The organism is Paenibacillus glycinis (assembly GCF_009909185.1).
Classification (GTDB): Bacteria; Bacillota; Bacilli; order Paenibacillales; family Paenibacillaceae; genus Paenibacillus_Z; species Paenibacillus_Z glycinis.
This window is the reverse complement of sequence record NZ_JAAAMV010000010.1, coordinates 101,421-125,827: the sequence shown is the minus strand read 5'-3', so window position 1 is coordinate 125,827 and position 24,407 is coordinate 101,421. Positions and strand designations below refer to the sequence as shown.

Below are 24,407 nucleotides of genomic sequence, written 5' to 3'. Positions count from 1 at the left end.
TGCCTTGCGCCGCTATAACAAATGCATCTTCGCTTCCGCTTCGTCCCAGGCCACCGTATAGCCGTGCCCCTTGGCGCAGAAGATCGAGGAAGAGCTGTACAGCGGATCCGCGTCCTTGCGGTAGCCTTTGCGCTCGATGACCTCTTGCGCGTTATGGCAGGCGTCGTACCCGCCGAAGACCAGTTGAATGCTGCCCCGGCCATGCGTGAACGAAGCCAGCTCCGTGCTGTACGCCATGAAGGTCGCGACCGGGACCCTGCCCGTCACGACGGCATGGGCGGCCGCGGTGTGCGGCGGATCGAACTGCCCGGAGGCGCGCTGGATATCGGAGAGCACCTTGCCCAGGTGATCCGCTTCCACCTTGATCTTGAACGCGTAATACGGCTCGAGCAGCACGTTCGCCGCTTTCTCCAAGCCCTGCCTGAGCGCCCGGAAAGCGGCCTCGCGAAAATCGCCGCCGTGCGTGTGTTCGTTGTGCGCGGCGCCCGTGAGCAGGGTGATCCGGATATCGGTCACTGGCATGCCCGTCAACAAGCCGTGGTGATCCCGCTCGAAGAGATGGGTCTGGATCAGGTTCTGATTGCCCACGCTCAGATCGTTCGCATGGCATTCGTTCTCGAATGCGAGGCCGCTTCCCCGCTCGCCGGGCTCCAGCCGCAGATGCACCTCCGCATAATGCTTGAGCGGTTCGAAATGGCCGTATCCGTTCACGGCGGAGGCGATCGTTTCCCGATACAAAATTTCCGGGCTGCCGAACGAGACGTCCAGCTGGAAGCGTTCCTTCGCGAGGTGCTGCAGCACCTCGAGCTGAATGAGACCCATGACGTGGATGTGGATTTCCTGCAGGCTTTCCTCCCAGATCACGTTCAAGGAGGGGTCCTCCGCGTTCAGGATCCGGAAGGCCTTCAGCACGTCCTTCGCATGCAGGTCCTCATCGAAGATCACCTTCGACGTCAGCGTCGGCACCAAGTCGTAGGACCGTTTATCGGCGAAGCCGCCCAAGCCTTGTCCGGCCTCGGCGCCGGAAAGCCCGGTCGCGGCGAACAGATCGCCCGCCGACACCTGGTCGACCGCGTGCGATTTGCTCCCGTTGAAGACGAGCAGCCGCGTCACTTTCTCGTGCAGCGGCCCGTCCCCGCCGCCATAGGACAATTCGTCGCGAACCTTCAGCGTGCCGCGCAGCGCCTTGATGAACGTGAGCCGCACGCCGTTGGAGTCGTGTCGGATCTTGTACGCGCGTCCCCCGAACGGCGCCTCTTCGTCGTAGTCCGCCGTCGTTAACCGGTGCAGCTGGTCCAGAAATTCGATCACGCCGATATCCTGCAAGGCGGAGCCGTACGCGCAGGGGAACAGCTCGTGTCCGCGAACCTTTGCCTGCAGCTCCCGCAGCCAGAACGCCCCGTCCTCCGCGCCGGCAAGAAACGCGTCCAACAAGCGTTCGTCCCGCTCCGCCATGCTTTCGAGCAGCGCTTCTCCGACCTCGCCGTTCGCGAAGTTCCCGGTCAGCATGCATGCATCCGCCGTCAGATGCAGGCGAATTTCGCCGACGACCCTGTCCACCTCGGCGCCGACCCGATCGGTTTTGTTGATGAAGAATAATGTCGGAACGCGGTGTTTGCGAAGCAGCTGCCAGACCGTCTCCGTATGGCCCTGCACGCCTTCCACCGCGCTGACGACAACAATCGCGTAATCCATGACCTGAATGGCCCGCTCCATCTCCGGCGAGAAATCGACATGCCCGGGCGTGTCGATCAAATAATAGGTCGCGCCTTCGTACGACATGACCGCTTGGTCCGCGAACACGGTGATGCCTCTGGCCTTCTCGATGTCATGGCTGTCGAGATAGGCGTCCTTATGATCGACCCTGCCCCGCTCCCGAATGCTGCGCGTATGGTACAGCAGCTGCTCGGCGAACGTGGTTTTGCCCGCGTCCACGTGAGCGAACAAGCCGATGGTAGTGGTTTTCCGTTTCATCGTCGTCACCTTATCCTGCCTGTTTATACAACAGAAGCCACTCCGATAAGAGCGGCTTCCAGCTTATTATCGTTCCTAACTTGTCGACACGCCTACTGGCGTTTCTCCCAACGGCTATCCGCAGAACGCGGACTCGGCACCGTCAAGCGCCATAAAGCATGACCGAGTACTAGTATACCTCACTTCGCCGCACCTGGTAATACCTAGCGATTCGCAATGCCCGGCATGACTTCGGAGTACTCGGTATTACTTTGCATGACCCGGCATTGCATTATCGTTACTGCAGCCTCCATAGGCTTCCGATTTCATGCTCGGCCACTGAGCGTGCATACCGGTCAAAGCCAAGAATCGATGTCGTCCTCGTCGATCTCTTCATCCTCGGGCGGCTGGGCTTCGGATTCGGCGCGTTCGCCCGCCTCGGGCAGCAGCGCGTCCGCCTGCGGCACTTCCTCCGGAACCGACAAGCCCGCGGATACTTCTTCCCTTACCCGCAGCAGCTCCCGCGTTCCGGAGGCCGCGGCCTCCGCGTTCGCCTGCGATTCAAGACCCGTCAACGCTCGCCGCTCCGCCGGTATGCAGGTCTGCAAATTGCGCACCCCGTTGCGCTGCACCTCGTTCTCGATCAAGTACCGCAGCGAATCCATCAGATTCGACTGCGCGTTGATCCAGTCCATCACCGCGGGATCCTCGTTCTTCTTGGTTTTCAGGCTGATGTTCTCGCCGGGCTGCTTCGTCTTCTTCACGCGCGTCACCTTCCGCTATCCCTTCATTCGTCCCCGGGCGCCGCCATTCAGGCGGGCTGCACCGCTTTGTTCTTCAACGCCTCGTAGATCTTCCCGCGGACGAAGGCGTCCAATCCCATGGCGTTCATCTCGACCGCATAGTCGCTCGGAATGTACAGCAGCTTCATTTCCCGCTCGACGCAAAGCTCCTCCAGCTGCTTGTACAGGATCGGACGCATGAGAATGCTGCCTCCCCCGTAAACGCAGATGAGGTCGATCTCGTTGCGGGTTTTGGTGAGCTGCCGTTTGACGTTCTGCACGATTTGCCTGACCTGGCTTTCCAGCGGCCGCTTCAGCGTCTTGATGGCGCGGGCGTAGTACTTGTGCTTGGGATTCTTCACGACGTCGCTGAAGAACTGCCGCGGGCTGTCCGGCAGATGGATGAGCCGGTTGAACTCGTCCAGCGCTTCCTCGATGGCATAGCCGATGCCATGGTGGCTGCCGTACACGAATTGGCGCAGGAACTTATTCCCTTCCGTGACCGGATACTCGGTCGAGCCGTCGCCGATATCCACGTGGAGAATGCGCTTGTCCTTGAAGTAGCTGCCGTTGAATTTCTTGTCGATGTCGTAGGTTTCCGCGAACTCCTTGAAGATCTCCCCTTCGCGCCAATTGCCGTCGGCATCCTTCTGCAGCGTGAAGATGACGGGCGTCGCCTCCGGCACCACCTTCGCGAACGGAAACGCGATCTTCACCGCGACGCGGTGGATGCCGAGGTGCACGGTCACATGGTGGGTACCGGACGTGAAGCGCTTCTCGAACTTGGCCGACGTCTCGTCGGTATGCTGGGTCACCGGCAGCGCGGTGGCCATGTCTACTTCCACGTCGATGTGAACGGGGATCGTCTTCTCTTCCTCGTACGCCTTCTGCACGGCGACCGCCGCGATCTGGGCCAGCGTGTTCACGATGGGCAGGTCCATGTCGCTCTTCAAATCGATGCCGATCTGCAGATTATCCAGGATCTCGCCGCTTTCGAGCGCGAACGCGCCCACGTAATACATGCCCGGGCGGGCGGCCGGCGAATCGACGGTCACGACCAGCTGTTCCTGCAGGCTCTTGATAAAGCTCTCGGGCGCTTGCTCCTCGCTCCACGGCAGCTCGTCCACCGTGCAATTGACGTTGGGCTGCCGAATCAATTTACCGTCGATGATCAGATCGTGCTCGCTGTTTCCGTTATCGTTGCCTACGAAGAAATGGTAGTTCATGAGGGACTCCTCCTTTTATATACCACTTAAACTAAGACTTGGTAATACCTTGCCATACGGGGTGCCATTAAACAACCCGCTGATGGTACCAAATCGCGCTTGCTCTCCGCGGTCGCCGCCGTCGGAATTTGTTGCTTCGTGACGCGCGGCTTCGGGCGGTATGCGAAAAGGCACCCGGCGGTGCGGATGCCTCTCGCGAATTCAAGACTCGCCGCGGTTCGCCAGCTCCAGCCATTCCGGGTATTCGTCGAGGTACCCGTATTGGCTCAGCTCTTGCAGCGACGCGCGTATATTTTGTTCGTTCTCGCCCGATTGGCCCGCCAGCTCCAGCAGGTTCGGCAATTCGGTCCGCGGGTTCTCCTTGCAGAACATGAGCAGTCCTTTCGCCGACCAGGAGAGGCGGTCGTCCTGAAACACGCCGACCATCCGCCGGAACAGCTTCAGCGGCAGGATCTTCAGCTCGACCAGGGTCTGCAGGGCTTTCACCGTCTGCTTGTCATCCATGCGGCCCAGCTTGGCGATATCCGAGACCTTCGGAAAATTCGATTCCGTGGCAAAGCATTTCAAAATAATGTAGACCATCTGCGAGCAAATATCTAATCCCGGCTGATGAAACACTTCGTCCGACAGGGTAAAACTGCGCGTTCCCTCGTTTGCTTGTCCGCTGGACATCCGTTCGTCTCCCTTCTCGCCACGGCGCGTACCCCGACGGCTGCATAGCGTGCCGCGATCGGCCATCATGACGCTGCCATAAGCCTAGCTTGAGATAGTACATAGATTCGCAGCGCGAACCGGATTTGGGAGGAAGATGAGGAGTTTTTAACCTGCGGATTGTTTGGCGAGCCCTTGCGGGCCGCGCGCGGACGGCCAAGAAAACGCCAAAAAGAGGGGCTGCGGTCAGCCCCTCTTCTTCAGCGGCATCCCTGCGGATGCCCATGCTATGCACGACGATCAGTCGTGGAAATCCAGCCCCGAGCGCACTTCCTTCACGTAACCCGCGCGGATGCAGAAGTCGCCGAAATGCTCGCCGTCCTCACGCTCCCTCGCGTAACGGTTCAGGATCGGCCCCAGCTCGGCGAGAATCTCGGTCTCGCCGATGTTCTCGCGGTACAGCTTGTTCAGCCGCTGACCGGCGAAGCCGCCGCCGAGGTACAGGTTGTACTTGCCGGGCGCCTTGCCGATGAACGAGATTTCCGCCAGCGCCGGACGGGCGCATCCGTTCGGGCAGCCGGTCATGCGGATGACGATCTCGTCGTCGCGCAGGCCCGCTTCGTCCAGAACCGCTTCCAGCTTGTCGATCAGCGTCGGCAGATAGCGCTCGGACTCCGCCATCGCGAGGCCGCAGGTCGGGAAGGCGACGCAGGCCATGGAATTACGCCGCAGCGCGGAGTACGCGGCGCCGTCGGTCAGTCCGTACGTCTCGATCAGCTGCGCGATTTTCTTCTTCTTCTGGGCGGTGACGCCGCCGATAATCAGGTTCTGATTCGGCGTGAGGCGGAAATCGCCGGTGTGCGCCTTGGCGATCTCGCGCAGCCCGGACATGAGCAGGTAGCCCTCCTCGTCCTTCACGCGTCCGTTCTGGATAAACAGCGTGTAGTGCCATTTGTTGTTGCTTCCCTTCACCCAGCCGTAACGGTCGCCGTTATGCTCGAAATGATAGGAACGGGTCTCCTGCAGCTTCCAGCCCAGACGCTGCTGCAGTTCTTCGATGAACCATTCGATGCCGCGGTCGTCGATCGTGTACTTGAACCGGGCATGCTTCCGTACCGCGCGGTCGCCGTAATCCCGTTGGATCGTGACCGTCTTCTCGGCCACGTCGACGATCTGCTCGGGCGTGACGAAGCCGATCGTCCGCGCGACTTGCGGGTACGTCTTCGAATCGCCGTGCGTCATCCCCATGCCGCCGCCGACCGCGACGTTGAAGCCCAGCAGACGGCCTTCCTCGTGGATCGCGATAAAGCCCAGATCCTGCGAGAAAACATCGACTTCATTGGCGGGCGGCACCGCGATGCCGATCTTGAATTTGCGGGGCAAATAGACGGCGCCGTAGATCGGCTCCTGCTCTTCCCCGTCCCGGCTGTCCGCCACTTTCTCTTCGTCCAGCCAGATCTCGTGGTAGGCCCGGGTATGCGGCTCGAGGTGACGGCTCACCTTCTGCGCCCATTCGTTGACCTGCTCGTGCACTTCCGACTGGTACGGATTCGGATTGCACATGACGTTGCGGTTCACGTCGCCGCAGGCGGCGAGCGTGCTCAGCAGTTCCTCGTTGACTTCCTGGATCACGGTCTTCATGTTCCACTTGATGACCCCGTGCAGCTGAAAAGACTGCCGCGTCGTCAAGCGGATCGTGCCGTTGGCGTGGCGCTGCGCGATCCGGTCCATCATGAGCCATTGCTCCGGCGACACGACGCCTCCGGCCGCCCGTACCCGCACCATGAATTGATACGCCGGCTCGAGCTTCTGCTTGCTCCGTTCGTTGCGCACGTCGCGGTCGTCCTGCATGTAGCTGCCGTGGAACTTCATCAGCCGGTTGTCGTCTTCGGAGATCGAGCCGGTAATCCGGTCCTTCAGCGATTCCTCCAGCGTTCCCCGCAAGTAATCGCTTCGTTTCTTAATATCCTCCACGTCGCTGTGCGGCGCGCTATTGGGCGATAATAGGTTATTGTCGGACATGCTTCTGCCTCCTTGCTCTCATTTTGCCTCCGGAATCAATAGACGTCCCGCTGATACCGCTTCTCCTGCTGCATCTTCGCCAGGTACGCCGTCGCATCCGCTTCGCTCAGGCCGCCTTCCCGCTGCAGAATCGTCAGCAGCGCGGCCTGCACGTCATGCGCCATCTTCTTCTCGTCTCCGCAGACGTAGACGGCGGCGCCTTGCTCCAGCCACTGGTACAGCTCCTTGCTCTTCTCCAGCATCCGGTGCTGCACGTAGACCTTCTCGGCCGTGTCGCGCGAGAACGCGACGTCCATCTGCGTCAATACGCCGTCTTTCAGCCAGCGCTGCCACTCGACCTGATAAAGGAAATCCGTCGAGAAATGCTGGTCGCCGTAGAACAGCCAGGACTTGCCTTCCGCGCCAAGCTCTTCCCGTTCGCCGAGGAACGCGCGGAAAGGCGCGACGCCCGTGCCCGGCCCGATCATGATGATCGGCGTGCCCGGATCGGACGGCAGCTTGAAGTTCGGATTCTCTTGGACGAAGACCGGCAGGGTCTGTCCGGGCTCGAGACGCTCCGCCACGTAGGTCGAGCAGACGCCGTAGCGGACTCTGCCCAGCGCTTCGTAATCCACCTTGCGGATCGTGAGATGCACTTCGTCCGGATAAGCCGACGGGCTGCTCGCGATCGAATACAGTCTTGCCGGTATTTTCCGCAGCAAGGCTACGAACGCATTCGCCGAGACGCCCTGCCATTCGTAATCCCGCGCCAGATCAAGCAGATCCCGGTCCTTGACGTACGCGCGCAGCTCCTGCTCGCGGCCGGCGGCCAGCAGCTCGCCCAGCCCGTTGCCCGGGACCAGCGCCGCCAATTGCTCGATCAGCGGCTTCGTCAGCACCGTGATCTCGTAATGGCTCGTCAGCGCTTCGCGCAGCGGACATTGCTCCGCGCTCTTGGGCAGCGCGACAAGCTCATCCGCCTGCCAGCCCATCGCCTCGATCAGCTCGTCGACGAGCCGCGGGTGATTCTGCGGATAGACGCCCAGGCTGTCGCCCGGCTCGTAGCGAAGACCGGAATCCTCCAATGAGAGCTCCAGGTGGCGCGTCTCCCGATCCGAACCGCGTCCGTTCAAATTCAAATTTTCCAGCACGGCGGCTTGGAAAGGGCGGGATCTGGAGTAGTCCGAGGACGGTCCCGCCGGAGCGGCGGCCGTGACGGCTACCGGCGCCAGGGCCGCGGCCGAAGCCTGGCCGAGGGAAGCGAGCACGCTCGCCATCCAGCTCTCCGCCGCTTCCTCGTAATCCACGTCGCAGTCGACGCGCGGCGCGAGCCGCTTGCCGCCGAGCTCCGCCAGACGCTCGTCGAAGTCCTTGCCCGTCTTGCAGAAAAACTCGTAGGACGTGTCGCCTAACGCCAGCACCGAGAACGGCATGCCCTCCAATTGGGGCGCCCGCTTGCTATATAGGAATTCATAGAATGAAATCGCGTTGTCCGGCGGATCCCCTTCTCCGTGCGTGCTCACGAGAATGAGCAAATTTTGAACCTTCTTCAGCGTATTCGGCTTAAAATCGATCATCGACGAGAGCGTGACCTGGACGCCTTGATCCGTCAGCCTGCCGGCCAATTTCTTCGCCAGCTTCTGGCCGTTGCCGGTCTGCGATCCGAACAGCACGGTCGCTTCCCGGGCGGCCGCCGGCGCGATTGCGTCCGGCACGCTTGCGGCCGGAACGGCCGCGCCAGCCGGGGCACCCGCGGCCATATGAGCCGCCAGGTAACCGCTCAGCCAAATTTTCTGCCCTTCCGTCAGCGTGGGCAACAAGCGGTTCAGCAGATCCGCTTGATCCTGTTGAAACGGACTATTCGTTACTTGCAGCATGATTCCTACGCACCTCGCTCGCTTGACATGAGAGTTATCCCGATCATTCGGATATCATTTATTGACAATGCTCCATTAAAGGTAACATGCCACGATAAGAGTAACAAGACAGAGGAACTTATAGCATTCATAAGCGAATGCTATAAAAGCGCAAAAATCGGCCGAAAACAGCTCCGGAGCGTGCTTTTTTCCGCTTGCGTTTGGGGAAATCCGGGTTTTGGTGTAACATGGCTGTGGGACTGCCGCCCCGCTGCGCAATCTGCCTCCTGCCTTGACTCGACCCCAGACGCGGATGAACATAGCAAAAATCGGCAATTCTACATTCGGGGAGGACCGTATGCGCAGGATCAATATGCTTTCATCGGCCCACAAGGTAAAGGCGCAAGGCGTATTATCGGCTTATATCGAACAAGTCCAATTGGTAGAGCAAGGCCTGCGCGACACGTATAAAGTGAGCCTCAACCGGATGATTCCGGGCGACATCAACCACTATCACACGATCGATCTGAAATTCTTCCTGAGCCTCCCCTTCGCCAAGCTCAAGGGCACTACGGTCGCGTACGTGCATTTCGTGCCCGAGACGATCGAGGAAAGCTTGAAATTGCCCCTCTTCGTCAAAAAGGCATTTTACGCCTACATGCTTCGGTTCTACCGGTCCGTCGATCGCATCGTCGTCGTGAACCCCTACTTTATCGGCGTGCTCCGAACCTACGGCATCGACGACAAGAAAATCGCCTACATCCCGAACGTGGTGTCCGAGAAACGTTTCTATCGCCATTCCGAGGAGAAGATCCTGGCGATCAAGCAAAAATACGCGATTCCATCGGACAAGTTCGTCGTCCTCGGCGTCGGCCAGGTTCAAACCCGGAAGGGCATATCGGACTTCGTCGAGGTGGCCAGGCGACTTCCGGGCGTGCAGTTCGTCTGGGCCGGCGGATTCTCGTTCGGCTCCATCACGGAGGGCTATAAAGAGCTCAAGAAGATCGTCGACCACCCGCCCGAGAACGTAACGTTCATCGGCATCATACCGAGAGACGAGATGAACGACGTCTATAACGCCTGCGACCTCATGTTTCTGCCTTCCTATAACGAGCTGTTCCCGATGTCCATTGTCGAAGCGATCGCCCTGCCGGTCCCCGTGCTCTTGCGAGACCTGGAGCTGTACCGCGATATCCTGTTCGATCATTACCTGAAAGGCGACAGCGTCGGGGATTTCGTCCGAATCATCGCCGCGATGCAGCCTAAGGGAGAAGATTACGGCAAGTGGAGCGATCATGCCCGGCAATGCCATGCCTTCTATTCCGAACGCCATGTATTGGCTTTATGGAAGCAATTTTACGAGGGCATTTCCCCTTAAAACGCGCAACCGACGGGAGCACCGCCAATGAGAAACAAACTTTTCAACTTCGTCGTCGTTGTCGCGACCTTCGTGATCTTCTTGTCGTTCTTCCTCTTCACGAAGGGCCTGAAAGCCTTGATCGCGGAGCTCGAAACCTTGCATTTGGCATGGATCTTGGCGGCCGCGGCGCTCGTCCTCCTGTTTTGGTTCTTCGAGATGCTCGTCCTGTATACGATCGCCCGAAAGCTGCACGCGATCAAGAACTTGCTCGCGAAAGCCGTCAAATTCGAAATGATCGGCTTGTTCTTCGGCGCCGTATCGCCTTTCTCCGCCGGCAGCAATCCCGCGCAGCTCTATGCCATGACGGAAAACGGCATTCCCGCCGGCATCGCCGGTTCCATCCTGATGATCAAATTCATCCTCCATCAGTCGATCAATATCGCGATCCTGGTCGCGGCGGTTCTGTTTCGATTCGGCTATTTCAATGCCAGGGTCGACTACTTTCCGTACCTCTGCTTGCTGGGCCTTGCCATCCACGTGCTGATCATGGCGTTCGCGATCTTGTTCGCCATCAACGGCAAGCTGACGAAACGGCTGCTGACGTCGATCCTGCATGCCCTGCACCGGGTGAGGCTCGTCAAAAACACGGACGCCGCCTTAGGCAAGATCGAGATCGAACTGGCGCATTTCCACGAGAACGCGTCTTTCATCACGAAGCATGTCAAGATGTGCGCGTACGCCTCGCTATTCACCTTGCTGCAATACGCCGCTTTCTTCAGCATTCCCTACTGCATCTATAGAAGCTTCGGCTATCATGCCGCCGATCTCTGGACGCTGATGTGCGCGCAAATCTTCCTCGTCAACTTCATGGCCATTATCCCGCTTCCCGGCGCCGCGGGCGGAGCCGAAGGGGGGTTTTACTTGATCTACGGCATGTTTTTCGACGCCGGCACGATCATCACGGCCATCTTCGTCTGGCGGGTATTGACGTATTACGCCACGATTGCGGCAGGCAGCATCTTCACGCTGATCCTGCCGAACGCAAGGAAGCACCATTAAAGGCTCGCCGCGGCTTCCCGGGATTCGCCGAACAACGGCCGGAAGCCGCTCCGTTTCCATGCACTCGTCTCCATGAAAGCGCCTCCGATTTTCCCCATGGCAAATTCCCCTCCGGCAGCAACGCATGGCGTTGCCCGCCGCGAGAGGAGTGGCGAGACCGTCGCTAGGATCGGATCTTGTTTCGCTTGGACCTCAGGATCTTGGGAATCATGAACCGCGCGAGCGGAATCGCGACTTCCTTGCTGGCATGGATCGTGCTGCGGTATTTGTCCAGCACGCGACTCGCGAAGACGCCGCTGGAATATTCGTTCGCCTTCCTGAGCGCTTCTTTGCTCATGCTGTCCCGCAGATCGGCATCGCCGAGAATCTCGGCGATGAACGCCGCGCATTCTCCTCGATCCATGTAGGAGTACCCGTTCTTCCCTTGTTCGACGACGCCGTCTATGCAGGGGTCATAGCGGCATACGACGGGGCATCCGCTGCTCAAGGCTTCGATATACGTCAATCCCTGCGTCTCGGTCGTCGAAGCGTTCACGAACATCTCGGCCATTTTGTAATACTTGTATACCTCGTCCGAATGCACCATGCCGGAGAAGATCACGTGGCGTTCCAGCTTTTTATTTTCCACCTGTTCCTTCAAGCTGTTCAGGTACGGCCCGCCGCCTACGATCAGCATTTTCACGTTAGGGGCGATCTTGATCACGTCCGGCAGCGCCGTCAGAATCTCGCCGATGTTTTTCTCTTCCGCGATTCGTCCGACGTAAACGATGATGCGATCCTCCGGAGCGATCTGCAGGTCCCGCATGATTTGCCGCTTATCCTCCACGGATAGCGCTTGTTGGAATTTGCGCAGCTCGATGCCCGTCGGGATGACGAATATCGGCTTGCTGACGCCGTAGCTGAGCAGCTTGTTTTTGGTTTTGTCCGTTGCCGCGATCACGCCGTCCAGGCTGTTCAGCATGCGCTGCGTGATTTTGGCCGACAGGTTCTTGTTGATGATCCTGCCGCCCAGGAAATAGTCCAAATAATTCTCGTACATGGTGTGATAGGTATGCATATGCGGAATGTTCAATTTGTTGGCGATGTATTTGGATGCCAGCATCATCGAGAACTCGGTCTGGGAATGGATGATTTCGGGGCGCCAGTCCACGATGGCCTGGATGAGCTTGTTATAGAAGGGGAGCTTGACTCTGGCATCCGGATACACGCCGATCGGGATCGATTTGACGTAGTACACGTCGCCTTCCACCGTCTCGCGGCCGCAATGCGACAAGGTTAATATCCGAACGTCGTGTCCCCCGTTTTTCAATTCGTGGTACAAATTTTTCACCGACGTCACGACGCCGTTGATCATAGGGGAATAAGTATCCGTCGTTATTAAGATCTTCACTCGCTATTCCTCCTAATACATCTCTCTCAACCAGTCCCTGCGTTTTCTTGCGCGCGAATACGCCCTGCTCGTGGGATGTAAGGATTGCCGTCCGTATTAGTATTCCCCTTGATTAGTAACATGAAGTCATCGTACCACGCAACTATTAAATAATTGTGAATTATGGATGAAGCTCGAGCGATTTAATTGGGTTATCGACGTATCGACGAGCTTGACCGAATACGAGAGCCCGATGCCGAGCCGGTATAGCCGTTTCTATCGCCGACGCCGGACGAGACACGGCCGAACGTAAAAAGGGGCTCCCCGCATGACGGGAAACCCCCTTTCTCCAACAGCGCGTTTAAGCATCCGCATGGTGCGCGCGCACCTGTTCGTCCTTGGGCAGGAACACGGCCAGCATGCCGAGCAGCGGCAAGAAGGCGCAGAGCTTCATGATAAACGCGATGCTGGTCGCGTCGGCTACCCAGCCGAGAACGGCCGAGCCCAGGCCGCCGATGCCGAACGCCAGGCCGAAGAACAGCCCGGAGACGAGTCCGACCTTGCCGGGGAGCAGCTCCTGCGCGAACACGACGATGATCGAGAACGCCGAGGACAGGATGAATCCGGCGCAAATGCACATGACGCACGTCCATGCCAAGTTGCAATACGGCAGCAGAATGGAGAACGGCGCCGTGCCGAGGATCGAGAACCAAATGATGTTCCGCCGTCCGTAGCGGTCGGCCAGCGGGCCGCCGAAGAACGTTCCCGCCGCCGAAGCCGCAAGGAACGCGAACAGGAACAGCTGCGCGTGCGACACCGAAACCCCGTAATAATCGATCAAATAAAAGCTGTAGAAGCTGGAAATGCTGGACATGTAAATATGCTTCGTAAAGACCAGGAACACGAGCACCACGATCGCCCAGATCACTTGATTGCGCGTGAGTCCCCGTCCCGCGGCGCGTTCCTTCTTCTCGCCGGAAACCGCCCTGGCCTTCGCTTTGGGCGCCGCCGGACGCGGCTGAAGCGCGTTCTGGCCGTACCAGTGCGCAACGAAGCTCTGGATGACGATCGCGGCGATCGCGGCGATCGAGAACCAGAGCACGCTGATCTGGCCGAGCGGGACGAAGATCGCCGCGCTCATGATCGGTCCGAGCGCGCCTCCGATATTGCCGCCGACCTGGAATATCGACTGCGCCAGCCCCCTCTTTCCCCCTGCCGCCATGTAGGCGACCCGCGAGGATTCGGGATGGAAGATCGCCGACCCGATGCCGATCATCATCACCGCGAGCACCAAGTACGCGTACTCGGGCGCGAGCGCGAGCGCGACGACGCCCACGAGCGTGAAGCATACCCCGATCGGCAAAATTAACGGACGCGGACGGCGGTCCGCCACCATTCCGACGAGCGGCTGGATCACCGCCGCCGTCACGTTCATGGCGAAGGCGATAAACCCGATCTGTTTGTAGCTGAGATGCATCGAGTCGCGCAGGATCGGAAACAGCGCGGTTACGGTGGACTGCATCGTATCGTTCAACAGATGGACGATGCTGATCGCGAATAAGATCGGAAAGACGGTCGCGCTTATCGGAAGCGCCTTGGTTAATGCTTTGCTCACCTGGAAGTCCCCTTCGGTATCGGAATTATGCGCCGAGCTCGACCGCAGCGCCTTGCTGCAGCTGGTACATCGCGTAGTATTTGCCGCCGAACGCCATCAGCTTGTCGTGATCGCCCCGCTCCACGATCCGGCCGCGGTCGAGCACGAGAATTTGGTCCGCCGCGCGGATCGTCGACAGCCGGTGGGCGATGACGAACGTCGTGCGCCCCCGCTTCAGCACGTCCAGCGCCTGCTGGATGATGGCTTCGGTCTCGGTATCGATGCTGGCCGTCGCCTCGTCGAGGATCAGAATCGCCGGGTCGAACGCCAGCGCGCGCGCGAACGAGATGAGCTGGCGCTGCCCGGCGGACAGCGTGCTGCCCTTCTCGATCACGGGCTCATCCAGGCCGCCCGGCAGCTGCATGAACATCTCGTACGCGCCGACGTCGCGCAGCGCCTGCTCGACCTTCTCCCGCGTAATCGACGGATCGTCGAGGCTGACGTTCGAGGCGATCGTCCCCGTGAACAGGAACGGATCCTGCAGCACGATGCCCATATGCTCGCGCAGCTGCTGCTTCGTCAAATCGCGCGCATCGGTGCCGTCCACCGTGATCGAGCCGCGGTCGACGTCGTAGAACCGGAAGAGCAGGTTCAGGATCGAGCTTTTGCCCGAGCCGGTGTGGCCGACGAGCGCGACCGTCTCGCCTTGCTTGGCGTGGAAGCTGATATCCTTGAGCACGTCCTCGCCCGCCTTGTACCCGAAGGACACGTCCTTGAACTCGACGTTGCCCCGATACCGCGCCATCCGCTGCTCCGAGACCGCGATGCCCGGCTCGTCGAGCAGCGCGAACACGCGCTCCGCCGAGACCCGCGCGACCTCGAGATTGGACAGCTGGTTCACGATGCCGACGATCGGCTGCATCATCCGGTTCATGTAATCGATGAACGCGTACAGGATGCCGACCGATACCGCCGCTCCGAGCGTACCGCCGGCGAACATCCAGACGACGAGCAGGAAGATCACGTTGCGAAACACGTTCACCAGGTTGTGGCTCGTCACGGAATTCAGCGTCAACAGCTTGTTCTGGTACCGGAAGTATTCGTCGTTCATCTCGTGGAACTCCGCCATCGTCTCCTTCTCCCGGCGGAACGCCTGAATGATCGGCATCCCTTGGATCGACTCGTTGATCATGCCGTTGATGTCGCTCAGGCGCGAACGGATGACATGATTAAAGCGCGACGCGAACTTACGGTAGATGACGATCCACAGGTACAGGATCGGCAGCAGGGGCAGCGCGATGAGCGCCAGCGTCTCGTCCAGGATGAACAGCGCGCCGATGATGGCGACCATGTAAATGATGCCGGAGAAGAAATTCGCCAGCACGGATACGTACAGCTCGCGGATCGCCTCCGTGTCGTTCGTCACCCGCGCGACGACCTTGCCCGCCGGGAGATTATCGAAATACTGCACCGGCAGCTCCTGAATATGCCGGAAGACGTCGTTGCGCATCCTGCGCACGATCCGGTTCGCCGACACCTGCAGCAAGTATCGCTGCCCGTACGCCAGCCCTGCGCCTACCAGCAGCAGGCCGACGTAGATCGCCGCCAGCGTGAAGATGCTCCGGAATTCCGGCTTGAAGAACGCGTACGTCTCGCCTCGGCTCAAGCGGTCGGCGGGAAACTGCCGCGTGCCGCCGTCCGCCCCGGTAATCGTCACCTGCCCGTTCCCGAACGCCTGCGCCCCTTGATCCGGCACGTTCGCCGCGTCGACGAAATAATACGCGCGTCCGGACTGCAGCACGCGCACCTCGCGGCCCCGCTCCTCGCCTTTCTTCCAATGGTCGGTTCTCTTGTACCAGGCACCGTCGTAAGGAACGGCGTAGGCCTCTCCCGGTTTGGCTTCGTACCAGGGCTGCTGGATGCCCATGATATTCGTATCGATCATCCGCTTGGCGAGGAACGGCCCCACCAGCTCCGCGGCGATGGCCAGCGCGAGCAGCAGAAGCGCCAGGAGGATCGGCCGTTTGTACTGCCATGCGTATTGAAATAATCGTTTGCCGTTGTTGCCCACTTGGGTAGTCACCTTCTTTTCATCCAGATCTGCTTTTATCGAAAGCCCGTCAGCCGCGCAAGGCTTAGCTTACGCTTCCACGACGGAAGCGAGCTGCTGACGGTCATACTGTTCCTTGTACCAGCCGTTGTTCCTGACCAGCTGTTCGTGCACGCCTTCCTCCACGATCCGTCCCTCGTCCAGGACGATGATCCAATCCGCATGCTGCACCGCCGACAGCCGGTGCGTCGCGATGAGCGTCGTCTTGCCCGCGCGCTCCCTGCGAATGCCCTGCAGAATCTCCGTCTCCGTCTTGGCGTCCACGGCGGACAAAGCGTCGTCCAGCATCAAAATTTCCGGATTGGCGATGACCGCCCTGGCGATGCTGACCCGCTGCTTCTGTCCCCCGGAGAGCGCCACGCCTTTCTCGCCGACCAGCGTCTCGAGCCCTTCCGGCAGGAAGGTGACATCCTTGCGGAAAGCGGCCAGCTCCAGGGCCTTGGCCAGCAGCTCTTCGTCCATCCGGCCATCGGCCGTGCCGTACCCGATATTCTCGCGAATCGTCTTGCTGAACAGAATCGGCTGCTGCGGCACGTAGCCGATCCAGCTGCGGATCTGATTCAACTCGATGCTCGTGAGCGGCACGTCCCCGGCCGTCAAGCTGCCTTGGCCCATCGGGTATTCGCGAAGCAGCTGCTTCAGCAGCGTCGTCTTGCCGCTTCCCGTTCGTCCGACGATCCCGAGCGTCTGGCCCCTGACCAGCTTGAAGGAGATGTCGACCAAATTGTCGACCGACGAGGACGGGTAGCGGAACGTCAGGGCGTTGAATTCGATGGATTCCGGCACGGGCATCGGCACCGGAGCCGCCGCATCCTTGACGTCCGGCTTGATGCCGAGCGTCTCGTTGATGCGGTCGAGCGAGGCGTTCCCCCGCTGCATGATATTGATCAGTTCCCCGATGGCGAACATCGGCCAGATAAGCATCCCGAGGAACATGTTAAACGACACCATCTCGCCGAGCGAGATCTCGCTCCGGAAGACGAGCACGCCCCCGTAGCACAGGCCGATCAGATAACTGATCCCGACCAGGATCTTGACCGTCGGCTCGAAGACCGCGTCGATCTTGGCGACGGCGATGTTCTTGCCGAACACTTCGTCCGTCATCGCGCTGAACCGTTTGCGGTCCGCGTCCTCCTGCACGAACGCGCGGATGACCCGCACGCCGGACACGGACTCGAGCACCTGATCGTTCAGGTTGCCGAAGGCGTCCTGCTGCTCCGTGAAGCGCTCGTGGATCTTCTTGCCGAAATGCTGCATGATCAGCGCCATGACCGGCAGCGGCAGCATCGCCGCGAGCGTCAGCTTCCAGCTGATCACGCCGGCCATCATGACGAGAATCGTCAGCATGAAGAGCGTGGAGTCGATCAGCGTCAGAATCCCGAAGCCGGCCGTCTGCGACACCGCGCCGAGGTCGTTCGTGGCACGCGCCATCAGATCGCCGGTGCGGTTGCGCTCGTAGAAGGTGGGCGTCATTTTCAGAAAATGCCGCATCAGCCGCGAGCGCAGGGTGCGCTCGAGCATGAAGGACGATCCGAAAAGCAGCGACCACCAGACGCAGGTGATGAGATAGCCGGCGACCGTGAGCCCGCCCCAGAACAGCAGCAGCTCCATCAACCCGCGCGTCGTCATCGTGCCCTGCTGGATGCCGTCGATCGCCGAGCCGATGAGCTTGGGCGGAAGGACGTCCATGATCCCCACGATCGTCAGCAGCACGACCGCGAGCGTATAGCGTTTCCAGTGCAATTTGAAAAACCAGCTTAATTTCTTCAGTACGACGAACATGCGATATCAACAACCTTTCTAACTTTTGCCGAACAAAAAAAGACGTACCGCCGTAAGCGATACGCCCGGACCCGGTCGCAGCGCCGAGGCAGGTTCGAACCTGCCGCAGCCAACCGGGTGCGATAAAAAAGGCGCACGATTACGTCACCGTAACCATGCGCCTCACGACGATGCCAAGCGGGAATCCACGATTCTCCGCAGGCGCTTCGTCAGTCTTCGCGAGGGTTACGTCCATTGCGAGCATATGCTCCGCCGATTGGCAGAAATGCCGTTACCAGTTGTCGATTGCGCATGTACGTAACCCTCCTTTCCGTTCATCAAAGTATATGTGTCACTTTACCATCGGCTCTTGAACGCTGTCAACGGGGAATTTGAAAATTTGTTGAACTTTTACATTCGGCGCTTGCGGACGCGTCATATTGGCAGGCAAGCCAGGCATAACAGTAGTAGATCAGGGAGAATCGACTTGATCGACACGGGAGGTAGAAGGATGGAAGAAAACAACGGGGCGTTCCGGGAGCCCGCGGCGCCGCCGCAACAAGCCGGACAAGACGAACGCGCCGAGCGTCATGACCCCATGCCGCCGAAAGGGGATATCCCGGCCGTCTATCATTCGCAGACCGTCGGTGCGCGGGGACCCGTGCTGGAGCAGGACAGCGTGCTGCACGAGACGCTGGAGACGTTCGTGCATGCCAAGATCCTCGAACGTCCCGTGCACGTCAAAGGCTGCGGCGCGTTCGGCTACTTCCAAACCGCGCATTCCATGGCGGCGCATACGAAGCTGTGTTTCCTGCAGCAGCCCGGCCAGCAGGTTCCCGTCACGGTGAGGTTCTCCCTCGCCGTCAGCAACAAAGGCACGCCGGACACGGCGCGCAACATCCGCGGCTTCGCCTCCAAGTTCTATACGGACCAAGGCGTATTCGACTTGGTCTGCAACCACATCCCCGTGTTTCTCGTGCGGGACGCCATTCGCTTCCCGGAGTCCGTTCAAGCCTTGTCGCCTTCGCCAGTCAACAGCCTCATGGATCCCGAACGGTTCTGGCGCTTCATCGCCCGGGCGCCCGAAGCGACGCATTTACTGCTCTGGCTCTTCTCGGACGCGGGCACGGTCAAGAGCTTTCGCCACATCCCGGGTCACAGCGTGAACACGTATGTCTGGCGGAACGCGCAGGGCGTCCGCACGTACGTGAAATACCACTGGGTTCCGTTTGCCGGCTTGCAGTACATCGACAGCCGCGAATCGGCCACGCTGAGCGGCGAGAATCCGGATTATGCCGCTCAAGATCTATACGATACCTTGGCTGCGGGGAAAACCGCCGAGTACGGGCTATACGTCCAGCTGATGAACCCCGAAGACGCGGCCGTCCTTCCCTACGATCCTCTGGACGACACCAAGGTATGGGACGAACGGCAGTATCCGCTGGTGCCGGTCGGCCGGCTCGTATTGAACCGCAATCCGGACAATTACATGGAGCAGGTGGAGAAACTCGCGTTCTCGCCGTCCAATCTCCTCGAAGGCGCCGAATTGTCGGACGACAAGATGCTGCAGGGACGCGCCAACATTTACGCGGATTCGCAGCGCCGCCGCATCGGCCCCGATTTCCGCAAGCTGCCCGTCAACCATCAGGCGAACTGGTCGCCCGCTTCCCAAGTCACCAGCGGCGAAGGGCGCTACGTCGAAGGCACGCTCGTCCGGTCCGACCTGCCGAAGCCCGACGATTTCACGCAGGCCGGCCAGTATTATCGCGCGCTCGATCGCGTGCAGCAGGCACATCTGGTGGATAATCTCGCCGCCGGCCTTGCCGGGATTTCCCCCGAGACGCAGCGCGTCGTCACCGGCTATCTATGCGAAGCATCGGCCGAGCTGGCCGCACGCGTCGAGAAGCAAATTCAACCGCACGCGAAGGGATAGGGCGGTCCCGCGGCCGCAACTCATCTATCGCGCTGTCTCGTCATCAAAGGGCATCCGACGCGGGTGCCCTTCGTTCGGGAACGGCGTCCCTGAATGCCCGGCCGCAGCGCCGCATCAAGCGAACGAACCCTTACCCGTCCCGATATTTTTCCTTCACGACGCCGGAACCGATGCCGGCCACGACCATGAACAGCAGCGGAGCGAAATTCCAAAAGAACCCGCCCCCGACCAGCCCGATCTCCAAGGAAGTCAGTCTGTTCAGCATGAGCACGGCCAGCTTGATGACGAGCAGCGCCGAACCGAGCAGAAACAACACGTCGAACGCGAATTTCAGCTTCGGGTAGGCCAATCGTTTGCCGTCCTTGATCACCTTCTTCGTCAGCTCCTCGTCGCTCCTTAATAATTCGTCGATGGTGACGCCGAATAGATCGCTCACGTTAATAATGATTTCGATGCTGGGGTAATTCTGATTGTTCTCCCACTTGGACACGGACTGCCGGCTGACATGCAGCTTCTCGGCCAATTCTTCTTGAGACCAGCCTTTGCGCTTGCGCTCGCCCTTCAACTTCTCTCCGAAAATCACGGCGGCAATCACCTCTCCTCGATCTGTTCCCATTATGGTTAGACCCCGCGCGAAAAGTAAAGCGAACGTTGGTTGCACGCTCCGCAATCCCGGCGCAACCTCGGGTTGCCCCCGCGCATCCCGGGTTTTATCGGCGATTGCGCCATTGCACGCAAAAAGAGCCTCTCCGTCCGAACGACCGGAGAAGCTCTGGCAGATGCCGTGCCTGCGCGCAGGCATACTTACGCTCCGGCCTGCGGAAGCGCCGGGCGCTTCCGGCTCAGCCGGTCATTTGCTTGCGATCCATGGCGACGCGCGGAGCTTCGGTTTCTTCGGCAGGCGTTGCCCGCTTGATGAAGAAGGAGAGCAGCAGGCCGACGAGCCCGATGCCGATGATGACCAGGTACGCGTCGTTGATGCCCAGGATCGATGCCTCCATGGCCATATGCTCCTGCGTGTCCCCCGCGCCGCCGGAACCCATCATATCCGTCAGATGCGTCTTGGTGCGGCTCGTCATGACCGTGACGAGCAAGGAGGTGCCGATCGCGCCGGCCACCTGCTTGATCGTGTTGGAGATGGCCGTGCCGTGCGCGTTCAGCCTGGCGGGCAATTGGTTCAAGCCTGCCGTCGTGATCGGCATCAGGAACATCGCCATCCCGAAGCGCCGCCCCGTGGACATGAGCACCAGATACGTATAACTGGTGGAATCCGTCAGGTTCACGAAGCCGATCGTCGTCACGATCGTGATCGCCATGCCGATGACCGACAACCATTTCGCGCCGAACCGGTCGAACAGCCTTCCGGTCACCGGCATCATGACGCCCATCAAGAGCGCGCCCGGCAGCATGAGCAGGCCGGATTCAAGGGCGGTGTAGCCGCGCGCGTTTTGCAAATACAGCGGAAGCAGCATCATGTCCGCATACATGACCATCGTGACCGCAATATTAATAATGGTCGTCAGGGAGAACATGCCGTATTTGAAGGCCCGAAGATCCAGCAGCGGGCTCTTCGAGGCCAGCTGTCTTACGGTGAACAAGATCAGGGCGAGCAAGCCCGCGGCGAGCGATACGATCACTTCGGCGCTCGACCAGCCCTTGCTGCCGGCGCTGCTGAAGCCGTAGAGCAGCACCCCGAATCCGATCGTCGAGAGGACGACGCCCAGGATATCGATCTTGGGATACGTCCGTTCCGCGACGTTCTTCAGGTAAATAAAGGCGCAGGCGATAACGATGACCGCGAACGGAATCATGCCGTAGAACATCGTGCGCCAGGAGAAATGCTCCATGACGTAACCGGCGACCGTCGGCCCGATCGCGGGCGCGAAAATGATCGCGAACCCGACCATGCCCATGGCCGCTCCCCGCTTGTTCGGAGGAAACACCGTCAGGATGACGTTCATGAGCAGCGGCATGATAATGCCCGCTCCGGCGGCTTGAATCAGACGGCCGGCCAGCAGCATGTCGAAGTTCGGCGCCACGGCCGATACGACGGTCCCCCCGAGAAAGATCGACATGGCCGTCTGGAACAGCTCCCGCGTCGTAAATCGCTGCATGAGGAACGCGGTGATCGGAATCAGCACGCCGTTCACCAGCATGTAGCCGGTCGTCAGCCATTGCGCGGTGGACGCCGCAATCTCGAAGTCGACCATGAGCTCGGGCAGGGCGACGCTCATGATCGTCTGATTCAGCACGGCGATGAACGCCCCCAGAATCATGACGAATAGCAGCGGACCTTTCTTGATCGCGCCGCTGTCAAACGCTAATCGTTCACTCATTTTGCTCAATCCTTTCTAATCTATTGCTCGACTATTCCGCCCAACTAATTAACACAGTGTTGTATAATGAACTTAATGTTGAAAATTATAAGCAAGGCCCTGCCAATCCACAAGCAACAGCTTTTCGGAAAATGTTGATTAATTGACGTTTGCCGCGCTTCCGTCGCCTAAGGGAAACATCCTTTACACGGCGGCCGGAATTGTCGTGCAGCGCCTATCGGGGAAAGGAATGGAGAAACATGTCCACATCATCGCCGCGGACGGACCCGCGCGTCATCCGCACGCGCCAATTGATTCGCGATGCGTTTATCGATCTGCTCGAGGAGACGGAGCTCGAGAAAATCACCGTCAACCGGATTGCCGAGCGCGCGACCATCAATCGCGTCACCTTCTATCTGCATTACCGGGATATCCCGGATATGATGGAACGGATCGCGGACGACATGATCCAGGAAATTCGGGCGATCTTGCGGGATATCCCGAAGCAGTCCCGGTCCGGCGACGCCGATTGGTCCACCTTGATCAAAATCCTGGAGCATATCGCGGCCAACGCGAAATTTTACACGGTGCTGCTCGCTTCGAAAAGCATCCCGGTCTTCACCGATCGCCTGATGAAGCTGATGGTCGAGCTCATCACCAGCAGGGCCGAGAAACGCGATGCTGCTTTGGCCAATTCGGCAATCGCCGTGCCGACCGATATCGCCATCTGGTACGGCTCCTCCGCCTTCATCGGCACGATCGTCTGCTGGCTGCGCAGCGGCATGCCGTACACGCCGCATTATCTCGCCAAGCAGCTTTCGCTGCTGTTTCGTTTGCACCAAACGGGCGGTTCGGAATAAACCGTTCTCCGAACAAAGCGCGCGTCATGACGAACTTCCGCAAGTCCGGGGAAGACGCAGAGGACGCATGCGCGGCCGTTCCCCGAGGACCGGAGATTCATGCCGGAAAATAGGCGCTTGGAGCCTCGCATTCCGTTTCGGCTTAATGCAAAAAAGGCGCCATCGAGGAGCAATTGCTCCTCGATGGCGCCTGTCAAGGCCAGGTTAGTGCGGATAGAACGACCCTGTTATAGCTAACCGGTTAGTTATTGCAATTAGCAACCGCATGATGCCGCAAGTCGCGCGAAAATGCCGGGGCCGCTGCCGGCATTACCCCTTCGCTCCGATTGACAGGGCCGCCACCGCATCGCGAATGACCGCGCACGAATCGGCGAATTTGCGGCGCTCCTCCGGCGTCAAGTTCAGTTCCACGAGCTCGGAGATTCCCTCGCGCGTCAGAATGGCGGGAACGCCCGCGCAGACGCCGGTCTCGCCGTATTCCCCTTCGAGAAAGGCCGACACGGCGACGATCTTCTGGTCGTCGTTCAAAATCGAGCGAACGATCGCGGCCAGCGCGCTGGCGATGCCGAAGGTCGTCGCTCCTTTGGCCTGCAGAATCTCCCACCCGGCGTCGCGCGTCTGAAGGGCGATCTCGTCGAGGTTCAATTTCCCGAACCGGTCGCCGTGCTGGGCGAGAATATCGAGTATCGGTTTGCCGCCGATCGTCACGTGCGACCAAGCCGGAAATTGCGACTGTCCGTGTTCGCCAAGCACGTAGCCGTTAATGCTGCGCGGATCGACCGGCAAGTGCTCCGCCAGGAGCGTCTTGAGCCGCGCCGTGTCGATCGACGTGCCCGTCCCGATAACGCGCGATCGCGGAAATCCGGATCGCTCCAGCACGATGCTTGTCACGACGTCGACAGGGTTGGCCGCGACAAGAAACACGCCGCCGAAGCCAGCGTCGACGATGCGGGGGATCATTTTCGAGTAAATCTCGAACGAGCTGGCGGCCAGATCGAGGCGATTGCCGCCCGGCATCGTAAGCACGCCCGCGCATAAGATCACGATGTCGGCATCCCGGCAGTCCGCGTAGGTGCCGGCGCTGACTTTCGTTCGGCTATGCGTGAAGTCCATGCAGTGGGACAGATCCAGCGCATGGGCATGAATTTTCTTGGTCGAGCGGCCGATAAGAACAATCTCGTCGCAGACCGATTGGTTGACCAGCGCATACGCGCAGCTGGCTCCGACGGCTCCGATGCCGACGATGGCCACTTTTCTAGCTTTGCTTGGCAAGGTATCCCTCTTTTCTCGTTGTCATGACTGCTCATCTGCGAGGTGAACCCTCCGAATCACCGATACAATCGAAAGACAAACAAATTGTGTTAGCTAACATGTCATGTATATAACACATCGGATTATAGCATGGCTGATGCTTAAAGTCCTTACGCGTATGTAAAATTTTAATGAAGCCCGCGCCAATTCTTATTATGCGATGAGGGCACGAGGAATTATGCGGCTTTATTCAACCGATATCTTGTCTCCGTATAGCGATCTGCCGCGCACGTCATTCCCCCCGCCGCGTCTCCTGACGGCATATC

Annotated in this window: 17 protein-coding genes; 4 read left to right on the top strand and 13 right to left on the bottom strand. The window is 59.6% G+C overall.

The features are described from left to right. Positions 1-12: 12 nt before the first annotated feature. The 6 genes from GT019_RS14780 to GT019_RS14755 form a co-directional block, all read right to left on the bottom strand. Positions 13-1,974 (bottom strand): GTP-binding protein, encoded by a 1,962-nt coding sequence (locus GT019_RS14780; RefSeq protein WP_161743948.1) that lies wholly within the window; start codon positions 1,972-1,974, stop codon positions 13-15. Between the two features lie 335 nt (positions 1,975-2,309). Then, positions 2,310-2,717, bottom strand: coding sequence for a hypothetical protein (locus GT019_RS14775; RefSeq protein ID WP_161743947.1), 408 nt, complete (start codon positions 2,715-2,717; stop codon positions 2,310-2,312). A gap of 47 nt (positions 2,718-2,764) precedes the next feature. After that, positions 2,765-3,961 carry a ParM/StbA family protein gene (locus tag GT019_RS14770; RefSeq protein ID WP_161743946.1) on the bottom strand — a complete coding sequence of 399 codons (1,197 nt, stop codon included), beginning with the start codon at positions 3,959-3,961 and terminating at the stop codon, positions 2,765-2,767. Positions 3,962-4,162: 201 nt separating this feature from the next. Further along, positions 4,163-4,633, bottom strand: coding sequence for a hypothetical protein (locus GT019_RS14765; RefSeq protein ID WP_161743945.1), 471 nt, complete (start codon positions 4,631-4,633; stop codon positions 4,163-4,165). A gap of 279 nt (positions 4,634-4,912) precedes the next feature. Then, positions 4,913-6,634, bottom strand: coding sequence for an assimilatory sulfite reductase (NADPH) hemoprotein subunit (gene cysI, locus GT019_RS14760; RefSeq protein ID WP_161743944.1), 1,722 nt, complete (start codon positions 6,632-6,634; stop codon positions 4,913-4,915). 35 nt (positions 6,635-6,669) lie between these two features. After that, on the bottom strand, positions 6,670-8,493 hold the full coding sequence (locus GT019_RS14755) for an assimilatory sulfite reductase (NADPH) flavoprotein subunit (protein ID WP_161744001.1): 1,824 nt from the start codon (positions 8,491-8,493) through the stop codon (positions 6,670-6,672). A gap of 334 nt (positions 8,494-8,827) precedes the next feature. Here GT019_RS14755 and GT019_RS14750 point away from each other — a divergent pair, with 334 nt between their 5' ends. Together GT019_RS14750 and GT019_RS14745 are read left to right on the top strand one after the other, a co-directional pair. After that, entirely contained in the window at positions 8,828-9,847 is a 1,020-nt protein-coding gene (locus GT019_RS14750; RefSeq protein ID WP_161743943.1) for a glycosyltransferase family 4 protein, read from the top strand. A 27-nt stretch (positions 9,848-9,874) separates the two neighbouring features. Then, the gene (locus GT019_RS14745; protein ID WP_161743942.1) at positions 9,875-10,888 is read left to right on the top strand and encodes a lysylphosphatidylglycerol synthase transmembrane domain-containing protein; all 1,014 of its coding nucleotides are present in this window, start codon (positions 9,875-9,877) and stop codon (positions 10,886-10,888) included. Between the two features lie 163 nt (positions 10,889-11,051). On the opposite strand, the gene GT019_RS14740 is transcribed toward GT019_RS14745, so the two are convergent. The 4 genes from GT019_RS14740 to GT019_RS14725 form a co-directional block, all read right to left on the bottom strand. Then, positions 11,052-12,278: a glycosyltransferase family 4 protein gene (locus tag GT019_RS14740; protein WP_161743941.1), complete on the bottom strand. Its 1,227-nt coding sequence runs from the start codon at positions 12,276-12,278 to the stop codon at positions 11,052-11,054. Positions 12,279-12,618: 340 nt separating this feature from the next. After that, a complete protein-coding gene (locus GT019_RS14735; RefSeq protein WP_328803970.1) occupies positions 12,619-13,872 on the bottom strand; it encodes an MFS transporter in 1,254 nt (417 codons plus the stop codon). A gap of 25 nt (positions 13,873-13,897) precedes the next feature. After that, on the bottom strand, positions 13,898-15,922 hold the full coding sequence (locus GT019_RS14730) for an ABC transporter ATP-binding protein (RefSeq protein WP_161743999.1): 2,025 nt from the start codon (positions 15,920-15,922) through the stop codon (positions 13,898-13,900). Positions 15,923-15,991: 69 nt separating this feature from the next. Continuing rightward, positions 15,992-17,743, bottom strand: coding sequence for an ABC transporter ATP-binding protein (locus GT019_RS14725; protein ID WP_161743940.1), 1,752 nt, complete (start codon positions 17,741-17,743; stop codon positions 15,992-15,994). Positions 17,744-18,320: 577 nt separating this feature from the next. Here GT019_RS14725 and GT019_RS14720 point away from each other — a divergent pair. After that, the gene (locus GT019_RS14720; RefSeq protein WP_161743998.1) at positions 18,321-19,655 is read left to right on the top strand and encodes a catalase; all 1,335 of its coding nucleotides are present in this window, start codon (positions 18,321-18,323) and stop codon (positions 19,653-19,655) included. A gap of 130 nt (positions 19,656-19,785) precedes the next feature. Here GT019_RS14720 and GT019_RS14715 read toward each other — a convergent pair whose 3' ends face one another. Next, positions 19,786-20,238 carry a helix-turn-helix domain-containing protein gene (locus GT019_RS14715; protein WP_161743997.1) on the bottom strand — a complete coding sequence of 151 codons (453 nt, stop codon included), beginning with the start codon at positions 20,236-20,238 and terminating at the stop codon, positions 19,786-19,788. Between the two features lie 259 nt (positions 20,239-20,497). Then, a complete protein-coding gene (locus GT019_RS14710; protein ID WP_161743939.1) occupies positions 20,498-21,991 on the bottom strand; it encodes a DHA2 family efflux MFS transporter permease subunit in 1,494 nt (497 codons plus the stop codon). Between the two features lie 239 nt (positions 21,992-22,230). Between GT019_RS14710 and GT019_RS14705 the strand changes: the two genes are divergently transcribed. Continuing rightward, a complete protein-coding gene (locus GT019_RS14705) occupies positions 22,231-22,830 on the top strand; it encodes a TetR/AcrR family transcriptional regulator (RefSeq protein WP_161743938.1) in 600 nt (199 codons plus the stop codon). A 309-nt stretch (positions 22,831-23,139) separates the two neighbouring features. Here the strand turns inward: GT019_RS14705 and GT019_RS14700 are convergent, their stop codons facing one another. Beyond that, positions 23,140-24,102, bottom strand: coding sequence for an L-lactate dehydrogenase (locus GT019_RS14700; protein ID WP_161743937.1), 963 nt, complete (start codon positions 24,100-24,102; stop codon positions 23,140-23,142). Positions 24,103-24,407: the final 305 nt, after the last annotated feature.

What these genes read in the sequence shown, in the direction of transcription:
- GT019_RS14780 (WP_161743948.1), bottom strand. Translation starts at nt 1,974, where the DNA reads ATGAAACGGAAAACCACTACCATCGGCTTGTTCGCTCACGTGGACGCG.
- GT019_RS14770 (WP_161743946.1), bottom strand. Translation starts at nt 3,961, where the DNA reads ATGAACTACCATTTCTTCGTAGGCAACGATAACGGAAACAGCGAGCAC.
- GT019_RS14765 (WP_161743945.1), bottom strand. Translation starts at nt 4,633, where the DNA reads ATGTCCAGCGGACAAGCAAACGAGGGAACGCGCAGTTTTACCCTGTCG.
- cysI (WP_161743944.1), bottom strand. Translation starts at nt 6,634, where the DNA reads ATGTCCGACAATAACCTATTATCGCCCAATAGCGCGCCGCACAGCGAC.
- GT019_RS14750 (WP_161743943.1), top strand. Translation starts at nt 8,828, where the DNA reads ATGCGCAGGATCAATATGCTTTCATCGGCCCACAAGGTAAAGGCGCAA.
- GT019_RS14745 (WP_161743942.1), top strand. Translation starts at nt 9,875, where the DNA reads ATGAGAAACAAACTTTTCAACTTCGTCGTCGTTGTCGCGACCTTCGTG.
- GT019_RS14725 (WP_161743940.1), bottom strand. Translation starts at nt 17,743, where the DNA reads ATGTTCGTCGTACTGAAGAAATTAAGCTGGTTTTTCAAATTGCACTGG.
- GT019_RS14720 (WP_161743998.1), top strand. Translation starts at nt 18,321, where the DNA reads ATGCCGCCGAAAGGGGATATCCCGGCCGTCTATCATTCGCAGACCGTC.
- GT019_RS14710 (WP_161743939.1), bottom strand. Translation starts at nt 21,991, where the DNA reads ATGAGTGAACGATTAGCGTTTGACAGCGGCGCGATCAAGAAAGGTCCG.
- GT019_RS14705 (WP_161743938.1), top strand. Translation starts at nt 22,231, where the DNA reads ATGTCCACATCATCGCCGCGGACGGACCCGCGCGTCATCCGCACGCGC.